This window comes from Carboxylicivirga sp. (assembly GCF_982718395.1).
In genome coordinates, this window is sequence record NZ_CEXQWX010000200.1 from 1 (window position 1) to 10,236 (window position 10,236).

Genomic DNA, 10,236 nt, shown 5'->3' on the forward strand with positions numbered 1-10,236 from the left:
TTTAAGGAGGCGAAAGGTACAGATGAGACGGAGTATAACCGCTTAAAGGCAAAGTTTGATGACAAGGAATGGGTAGAAAATTACTTCAGGTATTTTGGTTATGGTAATTACTACGATCCTGATCCTGAACAACTCGAATTAAATGCGTTTAAAATTGTTCCTCCAATCTCATTATCATTCTATGCTTTTCATATCATGGTAATTTTAGGCGGACACTTTATGTTATTATTTATTGTTGTGCTTTGGCTCATTTACAGGAAGAAACTGGAGTCGAATAAAGTGGTGCTTTATACAGCACTTTGGACTATTCCATTAGCTTACATTGCAAGTCAGGCAGGATGGGTAGTAGCTGAGGTTGGACGCCAGCCTTGGGTAATACAGGATCTGATGCCAACCATGACAGCAGTCTCAAAAATTGATACCAGTTCTGTGATAATAACATTCTGCTTATTCACGGTCACTTTTGTGGCCTTGGCAATTGCAGAGGTAAAGATCATGGTAAAACAAATAAAAAACGGACCAAAAGAAGGAGGGCATAACTAATGTTTGGAGATTTATCACATTTAGCTTTACAGCAATATTGGTGGATTATCGTATCACTTCTTGGCGCTTTATTGGTGTTTTTGATGTTTGTTCAGGGCGGACAAACATTAATCTATACTATTGGCAAAACAGCAATGGAACGTACCATGCTTGTTAATACACTTGGGCGTAAGTGGGAATTTACATTTACGACGCTGGTTACTTTTGGCGGTGCTTTCTTTGCATCTTTTCCATTGTTTTATAGCACTAGTTTTGGTGGTGCCTATTGGGTTTGGATGATAATACTGTTTGCATTTGTTTTACAAGCTATTGCCTACGAATTTCGTTCCAGACCAAATAATGTATTTGGAGCCCGCACTTATGAAATATTCCTGCTGATTAACGGCTTACTAGGAACCGTATTAATTGGTACTGCGGTTGCTACCTTTTTTACAGGCTCTGAATTTTCAGTTAATGAAATGAATCAATCGCAATGGGAGCTGAAGTCGCATGGTTTAGAAGCAGCATTGAATTTGCATAACCTTTCACTTGGATTGGCTGTATTCTTTTTAGCAAGAGTGTTGGGTGTGCTCTATTTTATGAATAGTGTTAAGAACAATGAAATCTTTAACCGGGCCAAAAAGCAATTAGTTTATAATGGAATTCCTTTTCTAATTTTCTTCCTGACCTTTGTAATTTGGTTGTTTGTTCGTGATGGTTTTGCTATAAATCCGGAAAGCTCAGTAGTATTTATGGAAGACTTTAAATACTTAAAAAACCTGGTTGCAATGCCTGTTGTGTTAATATTGTTTTTATTAGGTGTTGTTGGAGTGTTGCTGGGATTGGGAGCGAGCATCATTCGCAAAGATTGTACAAAAGGTATCTGGGCAGCAGGTATTGGAACTGTACTGACCGTTTTCAGCTTATTGTTAGTTGCTGGTTTTAACAATACTGCTTTTTATCCGTCAACCTTCGATTTGCAAAGCTCGCTAACGATACAAAACGCCTCATCCAGTCACTTTACTTTGACGGCGATGAGTTACGTATCTTTATTGGTACCTTTTGTGTTTGGTTACATCTGGTATGTGTGGAAAGCCATGAATAATAAACCAATTGATGAAGAAGAGATGAAATCAGATGATGTACACGTATATTAATTAGTCGATTATGAAGTATTTACATGAAATATTGTGGTATTTTGCTTTGCCACTAACAATAGTTATCAGTTATTATAGTGTGTTATTCGGGTTGAAGAAGTTTAATAAGCTTATAGAAGCTGAAGAGGAAACGGAAGAAGCAAAATAAAAACAACAATCCCGGTGTTACTATCACCGGGATTGTTGTTTTTATAACATAGATAATTTACGACTTTACTCCCAAAAACCATTTGCCGAGCGACACAAGTATATAGTACAAAATTACAGCCGCAATTCCACCAGCTCCAAGCAAAACAGTAAATACAATTGCTAAAAGAAGAAGCACAAAACGTTCTTTATTTTCATCCCACCGCATATTCTTAAACTTAAGAGAAAACATTGGAACTTCGCTAATTAGCATTATGCTGAAAAATCCGATGACAATCAAAATGATAAGAGGAGATAACCAACTAAACCACTCAGGATTTTGCAGGAATTTATAAGCAAAAGAAGCTGTGAAAATTCCGGTTGCTGTTGTTGTCAGTCCAAGGAAGTTTTCAGATTGACGTGTATCAACATTGAATTTGGCCAGCCTTAATGCAGCAAAAGCTACCATAACAAAAGGAGCTAGAGTAATAATCTGCTGAGATATTGATAAGGTAAAAAAGTCTGTTGCGTAGCTTCCTGTCAACTGATATTTTATAACGGTATACCAAATGGCTGCGGGAGCCGCACCAAAACTTATCAGATCGGCCAAAGAGTCCAGTTCCTTTCCGATATTACTGTATGCATTTAAAACTCTTGCTACAAATCCATCGCCAAAGTCGAGCAAAGCGCCGGCAAAGATCAACCAGATGGCGAAGTCAATGCGGGCATTTATGGCAAAAAATACGGCCAGTATACCACATAAAACATTCAGACATGTTAGGAAGTTGGGGATATGCTGTTTAATATTCATTCTGTATGGTTTAATAAATTTAGCTCGAAAGTAAAGTAAAGACGGGGTGTTTCAAAATTTAACCTAAACTATTCATCTAATATTGATGCTGGATTAGATGAATACATAATGGAGGTAGGAAGCACGATTTGGAAAACGCAAATTGTGAGAATACAATAAACCCAGAATTGCGGTGTACCTTTATCGTCGCAAGAAATCATGAATTTCCTTGATTAAAACATTTCATCTTAACAGATCATTGAGTTTATGTATTTACCTGTTAAAAAAAAGATTTAGTAAGAAAATCAGTGTTTTATATTTTTTGGTTTAATGAAGGGATTATATTTTTGGGAGAAATAGTAATTATATATGTTTTATATGTGGACAAACGAATTATCAGTAAACAATATTCAAATTGATAACGAGCATAAGCAGCTTTTCAGCTTGATCGATAAGTTTTACAAAGGCATTAGGGATAATTCGCCTAAAGAGCGACTGGAAGAACTTATACTGGGCCTTGTAAATTATACCAAAACACACTTTGCCAATGAAGAAGTACACATGGCAAAAATGAATTATCCTGATTTAGAATCCCATAAGCAGTTACACGCACAATTTGTAGATAAAGTGTATAGCTATCATGAACGATTAACTAACAGGAAGATGCTCTTGTCAATTGAAGTAACTAATTTTTTGAAAGATTGGCTGATTAATCACATCAAGGGTTCAGATCAGCAATATGCTGCTTTTGAAGAGAGCTTGTAAACCTGATCTTTGTCAATTAACTTATAATTAAATAAAAAATTATAATTGAAAATTTGTAATTGTAAATATTGACGCTACATTTGTATCAGATTTTAGAAACAAGACATGCAAAACTTTATTCATCATCACCATCATTATTTCCTGCAAAGCTGGTAGGCGGTGATTGGTGTGTAAAGATTAAAATATCAACGGAGGCTTATCAGAAATGGTAAGCCTCTTTTTATTTTCAGAACAATGACGAAAAAACAATTCCATATACATCATCATCATTTCTTATCCTTTGGATGAGCTGATTGTGTATACGAAAAACTGAGAACATATACGGCTTATCCAAATTGGGTAAGCCTTTTTTATTCGATAAAAATCTTAAAGAACATAACATGGAAACTAAATTGAGAATTGCATTACAAAAGAAAGGTCGTTTAAACGAAGATTCAATGAAGCTACTTAAAGAGGCCGGTATTAAATTTAATGTTGGTAGTGGTAAATTGGTGGCTTCATCGCCAAATTTCCCAATCGAAGTACTCTTTCTGCGTGATGATGATATCCCTCAAACTGTGGCCGATGATGTAGCAGATATAGGTATTGTCGGTGAGAATGAAATGGCTGAAAAAGGATTTGAGCTAAACATTGCTAAACGTCTTGGATTTAGCAAATGTCGTTTATCTCTGGCGATTCCGAAGGCTGAGGAGTACACCGGATTAGAATATTTTCAGGGTAAAAAAGTAGCCACATCGTACCCGGTTATTTTGGAAAAATATTTTAAAGAGCAAGGCATTAATGCTGAGATACATGAGATTGCAGGTTCGGTGGAGATTGCTCCGGGCATTGGATTGGCAGATGCTATCTTTGATATTGTCAGCTCAGGTAGTACATTGGTTGCCAATCGTCTTAAAGAGGTTGAAGTAGTTATGAAGTCGGAGGCTCTTTTAGTTGCAAGTGCTGATCTGTCACCAGAGAAACAAGTTCTGTTAGATGAAATGATTTTCAGGATTAACTCGGTGATGGCAGCTAACTCGAATAAGTACATTTTAATGAATGTGCCAAACGATAAGGTAGATAATATTGTTAAAATATTGCCAGGCATGAAAAGTCCAACTGTATTGCCATTGGCTGATAAAGGCTGGAGTTCAGTTCACTCCGTGATTCAGGAAAAGAAGTTTTGGGAAATTATTGGACAACTGAAGGAAAACGGAGCCGAAGGTTTGTTGGTCATCCCAATTGAGAAGATGATACTTTAAGGAGAGAAGAAGGAGGACGAAAACCTCTAAAAACCAGATATAATATTAAGAAATCATCCCAAGGAAGGGAGTAGCGATTAGCTATAAGCTGAAAAAGATATGCAAAAAGTTCTTTATCCCCCCAAGAATGAATGGAGTCAGTTGTTGGAACGCCCTGATAACGGCTTAGAAGATGTGTATGACACGGCCCGTGGTATATTGGATGATATACAACGAAACGGTGATGCTTCTCTGATTAAATATACCCGCATGTTTGATGGTGTTGATCTGCAAGAGCTTGAAGTGAGCAAAGCTGAGATTGATGAAGCATGTATGGAAGTGAGCTGCGACCTGAAGAATGCTATTTTGGTTGCCCGCCAGAATATTGAGAAATTTCATTTGTCGCAGAAGACACAACAAAAGGTCATTGAGACAATGCCCGGTGTTCAGTGCTGGCAAAAGAGTGTGGCAATAGAATCTGTAGGCTTGTATGTGCCAGGTGGTACGGCCCCGCTATTCTCAACGGTTTTGATGCTTGGTATCCCGGCTAAGATTGCAGGCTGTAAGGAGATCGTGCTATGTACGCCGGCGGATAAGGAAGGCAAAATTAATCCTGCCATTTTATATGCAGCTTCGCTAATTGGTATTGACCGGATCTTTAAATTAGGTGGCGTACAGGCTGTGGGAGCAATGGCCTATGGAACTGCAATTGTACCCAAAGTGGCGAAGATATTTGGCCCTGGTAATCGATTTGTAACAGCTGCAAAGCAGTTGGTGAGTCTTAAAGATGTGGCTATTGATATGCCTGCCGGACCATCTGAAGTAATGGTGCTGGCTGATGAAAGTGCAGAGCCAGCTTTTGTAGCGGCCGATTTGTTATCTCAGGCTGAGCATGGTGCCGACAGCCAGGTGATATTTGCGACCAATAATGAAGATTTACTCATAAAAGTAGAGCAGGAAGTAGAACAGCAACTAAACAAATTGCCTCGAAAGGATATTGCTGAAAAAGCTTTAGCTAACAGTCGCTTGATAGTACTAAAAGACGCCGATGAGATGTTGGAGATGAGCAATACTTATGCACCAGAACACTTGATTGTATCAATGCGTGATGATGAGTCTATTGCAGGTAAAGTAGTGAATGCAGGATCGGTATTTTTAGGTAACTATTCTCCCGAGAGTGCCGGTGATTATGCCTCGGGTACTAACCATACTTTACCAACTCACGGCTATGCTAATGCCTTTAGTGGGGTGAATCTTGATAGTTATATGAAAAAGATTACCTATCAGAAGATTAGCGCATTTGGATTGTCAAAACTGGGGCCTTCCATCGAAGTAATGGCAGAAGCAGAGCAACTGATGGCTCATAAAAATGCAGTAACCGTTCGATTAAAGAAAATGGGTAATTAGACACAGGACATAAGTGTCAAGACATAAGGCTATTTTGTGTCTTGTGAATCATCTTGATACTTGATACTCACATCTTGATACTTTAAAAATGAAACCACTAAATCAATTATTACGAGCTAATATAAAAGATCTCAAACCCTATTCATCAGCACGAGATGAGTACACTGGTGAGGCAGCTGTTTTTCTGGATGCTAATGAGAATCCGTTTAATCAGCCTTATAACCGTTATCCCGATCCATATCAGCGCAAGGTGAAAAAAAAGATTTCGGAGCTAAAGGCTGTTGATACATCTAAAATATTTCTGGGCAACGGAAGCGATGAGCCCATTGATTTATTATTTCGGGCTTTTTGTGAGCCGGGTGTAGACAATGTGGTATCTATTGATCCTACCTATGGCATGTATCAGGTAGCAGCTGATATCAATAATGTTGAGGTGCGAAAAGTATTGTTGACCAATGATTTTGAATTGGATGTGGATGCTTTGCTCTCAGGTTGCGACGGAAACACCAAACTATTGTTTATCTGCTCACCTAATAATCCAACCGGCAATTGTTTTAAGCAGGAAGATATTGAGACCATATTAAAACAGTTTGAAGGAATTGTTGTGCTTGATGAAGCTTATATCGATTTTGCACCTGATAAAAGTTTGCTTTCACAATTGGATAAATACCCTAACCTTGTAATTCTACAAACCTTTTCAAAAGCCTGGGGTATGGCCGGTATCCGTTTGGGTATGGCATTTGCCTCAGAGGAGATTATCAAGGTATTGAGTAATATCAAGTACCCATATAATATCAATATTCTCACACAGGAAAAAGCCCTTGATCTACTTGAACGAGTGGACAACAAACGAAGTTGGGTGGAGCAACTATTGAATGAGCGAAAATTGATGCAAGATGCATTATCTGGTTTATCATTTGTACAAAAGGTGTATCCATCAGATGCGAACTACTTATTGGTGAAGGTGGATGATCCAAAGGCGATTTATAATTATCTTGTAGAAAAGAAAATTATCATCCGGGATCGTTCATCGGTTGCTTTATGTGAGGGATGCTTGCGCATTACTATTGGCCAGCCATCAGAGAATAAGTTGTTGTTGGAAGAATTAGATAGTTTTATTTGATACAAATTCCCCCACTCCGGCTGCTGCCGCACGAGTCCTCTCGTGTGGTAGATTATAAAGTTTCCAGCCACGCGAAGGGATTCGTGCGGCAACGAATTGGGCGATGGGGGAGCAATTTGCACTTTCTTAGTATCTTAAAGATGCTTAGAAAGTTAGAAGAAGCTGTAAATCTAGTCGTTAGCCAAATATAATCAAGCTGTAAATCATCTTGATACTCATATTTCAATACTTTAAAAAAATGAAAAAACTACTCTTTATAGATCGCGACGGAACATTAATATTAGAACCACCAGTAGATTTCCAGGTAGACAGCCTGGAGAAACTCGAATTCTACCCGGGGGTATTTCAAAACTTGTCGAAGATCGTCGATTTGCTTGACTTCGAATTGGTAATGGTCACTAATCAGGATGGACTGGGTACAGACTCATTTCCAGAAGATACCTTTTGGCCGGCGCAAAATAAAATGCTGAAAGCATTGGAGAATGAAGGAATCATCTTTGATGATATATTGATTGATCGTTCCTTTCCTGAAGATAATGCCCCAACGCGTAAACCGCGCACCGGCTTGTTAACCAAATATATGGAAGGTGATTACGATCTGGCCAACTCATTTGTGTTGGGCGACCGTATTACCGATGTGGAGTTGGCGAAGAACATGGGGTGTAAAGCTATCTTTTTAAAAGAAGAAGATGTTGCAAACACTGAACTCAATAACTCAGAACTTTCAGAAGTTTGTGTCTTGTCTTCAACCGACTGGAGCGAGATAGCCAATTTTCTATTCAAAACCGAACGTTCAGCCACCGTTGAGCGGAATACAGCCGAAACAAAGATTAAAGTATCTATTAACCTCGATGGACAAGGGCAATGTGATATAAAAACCGGACTGAACTTTTTCAATCATATGCTGGAACAAATCGGGCGTCACTCAGGTTGTGATTTAAGCATTCAGGTAGATGGTGATTTGCACGTAGATGAGCATCACACCATTGAAGATACTGCCATTGTACTGGGTGAGGCTATTAAAAAGGCTTTAGGCGATAAGCGGGGAATAGAGCGCTATGGTTTCTGTCTGCCGATGGACGACTGCTTGGCGCAGATCGCACTTGATTTTGGTGGCCGTTCGTGGTTGGTGTGGGAAGCCGATTTTAAACGCGAAATGATTGGTGATATGCCCGTTGAGATGTTCTACCATTTCTTTAAAAGCTTTTCAGATGCTGCGGCTTGCAACCTCAATATCAAGGCCGAGGGCAACAACGAGCACCATAAAATAGAGGGCATCTTTAAAGCATTGGCAAAGGCGATTAAAGTCGCCATTCGTAAAGATCCGTATAATAATCGTTTACCAAGTACGAAGGAGATGTTGTAATAGCAAACCACCAATGTTTGTCAATCATCGTTCATCGGATGAATATTAACAAATTGCTCATATTCATCCGATGAGTGGTCACTACTCCCCGCTAGAAATTTTCACACGGTATATAACCAACCAAAAAATGCTGCCTCAATAAACTAAAGTCGTAATCAGTAAGGCCCCACCTTTTCCAAAGTTCAAAACTTTGGAAAAGATTTTACTATTTATTCCCTGAAATCGGCTGATAAGAAGAACTATTAATCGGTTCCAAGGTTATTTACTAGATAACAACTTAAATAATCAACTATGAAAAAAACTCTATTGGCAGCAATGCTATTGGTAGCCTCAGTCTCAATGAGGGCACAACAGGAAGGAATGCTTGGAGAAATAAGAATGTTTGCGGGTAATTATGCTCCTAGTGGATGGGCATTTTGTGATGGGCAGTTATTAGCGATTGCTCAAAATCAGGCCTTGTTTTCAATATTAGGAACAACCTATGGTGGTGATGGACGGACTACTTTTGGCTTACCAGACTTAAGAGGAAGAGTTGCTATTCATCCCGGTAACGGCCCAGGCTTGTCGAGCTATAGTTTAGGAGAAAAAGGTGGGGTTGAAACGGTAACATTAACTGTAAATAATTTGCCGGCACACAGTCACACTGCAACGGTCACCAACCCTGTGAACGATGATGAAGCTACTTCAGATGACCCGACAGGCAAATATCCGGCAGTTTCAGGTGAAAATATGTACCATGAGTCGAGCAACGCCGAAGGAGCTGTACCAAATGTTACGGTTAATAATACAGGGGGGGGACAAGCCTTTGATAAACGGCAGCCCTTTGCAACTGTCCACTATATTATTTGTATAGAAGGCGTTTTCCCATCGCGTAATTAGAGATGATGTATCGATTTATTTTAATATTGACATGGTGTGCCTTGACGGTTAATTTGTTCGGTCAAAGTATACTTAAAGCAGGTGATATCGCTTTTATAGCGATTAACAGTGACGGCTCCGATGATCAGTTTTCATTTGTCTTGCTGAATGATATTTCGAGTGGTACTGAAATAAATTTCACAGATAACGGATGGACATCAGGAGGAAATTTCAATGCATTTTATCCGGAAAGTCATATTACCTGGCTTGCTACTTCTGACTTAATTGCTGGAACCATAGTGCACATTACAACTTATAATGGAAATGAGTTAGCTACATCTTCACTGGGTACAATAACAGGAGAGAAGGTGACAGTATCTGTGGCCGGAGATCAGATATTGGCCTACCAGGGAGATAAATCAGATCCTGAATTTATTGCAGCGATTAGTTTCAACCAGAATAGTGCTATGGAGCCAGGATCTAACTTTGATGAAGACTCTCAATCTAATTCAACAACGGCATTACCCACTGGTTTGAATATGGGAGAATCGGCAGTTCATATTTATAATATAGATGATTTTTCGGAACAGGATAATGCGCGTTATAATTGTACTTTAACAGAAGGAACAATGGAGGAGCTATTGCAGGCCTTATGCAATAAAGAAAATTGGGATACGAATAATGATCTTCCATTTCAGGTAGATCCATTTCCGTGTGAGTTTGTGGTAGGTGTGCCCACAGATATCAGTTCTGGTGAGAATTCAACAAATGACGTGAAGGTGACTGTAGAATATAGCCATATAGCCATTGAGTTTGGAAACGACAAGGCATGTGAAGTGAAGTTATTTAATTCAGGTGGTATTATGGTTGATAATTATAAGAAGCCACAAGGAATGTTGCAA

The 10,236-nt window shown here is 38.9% G+C and carries 11 protein-coding genes; 10 read left to right on the plus strand and 1 reads right to left on the minus strand.

Annotated elements, in window-relative coordinates; all coding sequences use genetic code 11:
• The 3 genes from AC4MRQ_RS22835 to AC4MRQ_RS22845 form a co-directional block, all read left to right on the plus strand.
• Window positions 1-543 (plus strand): cytochrome ubiquinol oxidase subunit I (locus tag AC4MRQ_RS22835; protein ID WP_491200044.1); only part of this gene is annotated, 543 nt, incomplete at its 5' end.
• Window positions 543-1,679 carry a cytochrome d ubiquinol oxidase subunit II gene (cydB, locus tag AC4MRQ_RS22840; protein WP_491200045.1) on the plus strand — a complete coding sequence of 379 codons (1,137 nt, stop codon included), beginning with the start codon at window positions 543-545 and terminating at the stop codon, window positions 1,677-1,679. The genes AC4MRQ_RS22835 and cydB, both read left to right, overlap by 1 nt.
• Window positions 1,680-1,689: 10 nt before the next feature.
• Window positions 1,690-1,827 carry a hypothetical protein gene (locus AC4MRQ_RS22845; RefSeq protein ID WP_491200046.1) on the plus strand — a complete coding sequence of 46 codons (138 nt, stop codon included), beginning with the start codon at window positions 1,690-1,692 and terminating at the stop codon, window positions 1,825-1,827.
• Window positions 1,828-1,884: 57 nt separating this feature from the next.
• On the opposite strand, the gene AC4MRQ_RS22850 is transcribed toward AC4MRQ_RS22845, so the two are convergent.
• Window positions 1,885-2,616 carry a CDP-alcohol phosphatidyltransferase family protein gene (locus tag AC4MRQ_RS22850; protein ID WP_491200047.1) on the minus strand — a complete coding sequence of 244 codons (732 nt, stop codon included), beginning with the start codon at window positions 2,614-2,616 and terminating at the stop codon, window positions 1,885-1,887.
• Between the two features lie 357 nt (window positions 2,617-2,973).
• Between AC4MRQ_RS22850 and AC4MRQ_RS22855 the strand changes: the two genes are divergently transcribed.
• The 7 genes from AC4MRQ_RS22855 to AC4MRQ_RS22885 all read left to right on the plus strand — a co-directional run.
• Complete coding sequence (locus AC4MRQ_RS22855; protein WP_491200048.1) at window positions 2,974-3,360, plus strand: bacteriohemerythrin; 387 nt, start codon at window positions 2,974-2,976, stop codon at window positions 3,358-3,360.
• 380 nt (window positions 3,361-3,740) lie between these two features.
• Window positions 3,741-4,601 (plus strand): ATP phosphoribosyltransferase, encoded by an 861-nt coding sequence (gene hisG / locus AC4MRQ_RS22860; protein ID WP_491200049.1) that lies wholly within the window; start codon window positions 3,741-3,743, stop codon window positions 4,599-4,601.
• A 99-nt stretch (window positions 4,602-4,700) separates the two neighbouring features.
• Window positions 4,701-5,987 (plus strand): histidinol dehydrogenase, encoded by a 1,287-nt coding sequence (gene hisD, locus AC4MRQ_RS22865; protein WP_491200050.1) that lies wholly within the window; start codon window positions 4,701-4,703, stop codon window positions 5,985-5,987.
• A gap of 88 nt (window positions 5,988-6,075) precedes the next feature.
• A complete protein-coding gene (gene hisC, locus AC4MRQ_RS22870; protein WP_491200051.1) occupies window positions 6,076-7,110 on the plus strand; it encodes a histidinol-phosphate transaminase in 1,035 nt (344 codons plus the stop codon).
• A 238-nt stretch (window positions 7,111-7,348) separates the two neighbouring features.
• The gene (hisB, locus tag AC4MRQ_RS22875) at window positions 7,349-8,476 is read left to right on the plus strand and encodes a bifunctional histidinol-phosphatase/imidazoleglycerol-phosphate dehydratase HisB (RefSeq protein WP_491200052.1); all 1,128 of its coding nucleotides are present in this window, start codon (window positions 7,349-7,351) and stop codon (window positions 8,474-8,476) included.
• A gap of 291 nt (window positions 8,477-8,767) precedes the next feature.
• On the plus strand, window positions 8,768-9,355 hold the full coding sequence (locus AC4MRQ_RS22880; protein ID WP_491200053.1) for a phage tail protein: 588 nt from the start codon (window positions 8,768-8,770) through the stop codon (window positions 9,353-9,355).
• Between the two features lie 5 nt (window positions 9,356-9,360).
• The coding region (locus AC4MRQ_RS22885; protein WP_491200054.1) for a hypothetical protein at window positions 9,361-10,236 on the plus strand (876 nt) is incomplete at its 3' end.

Coding starts and splice junctions, on each gene's coding strand:
- cydB (WP_491200045.1), top strand. CDS start 543: ATGTTTGGAGATTTATCACATTTAGCTTTACAGCAATATTGGTGGATT.
- AC4MRQ_RS22845 (WP_491200046.1), top strand. CDS start 1,690: ATGAAGTATTTACATGAAATATTGTGGTATTTTGCTTTGCCACTAACA.
- AC4MRQ_RS22850 (WP_491200047.1), bottom strand. CDS start 2,616: ATGAATATTAAACAGCATATCCCCAACTTCCTAACATGTCTGAATGTT.
- AC4MRQ_RS22855 (WP_491200048.1), top strand. CDS start 2,974: ATGTGGACAAACGAATTATCAGTAAACAATATTCAAATTGATAACGAG.
- hisG (WP_491200049.1), top strand. CDS start 3,741: ATGGAAACTAAATTGAGAATTGCATTACAAAAGAAAGGTCGTTTAAAC.
- hisD (WP_491200050.1), top strand. CDS start 4,701: ATGCAAAAAGTTCTTTATCCCCCCAAGAATGAATGGAGTCAGTTGTTG.
- hisC (WP_491200051.1), top strand. CDS start 6,076: ATGAAACCACTAAATCAATTATTACGAGCTAATATAAAAGATCTCAAA.
- hisB (WP_491200052.1), top strand. CDS start 7,349: ATGAAAAAACTACTCTTTATAGATCGCGACGGAACATTAATATTAGAA.
- AC4MRQ_RS22880 (WP_491200053.1), top strand. CDS start 8,768: ATGAAAAAAACTCTATTGGCAGCAATGCTATTGGTAGCCTCAGTCTCA.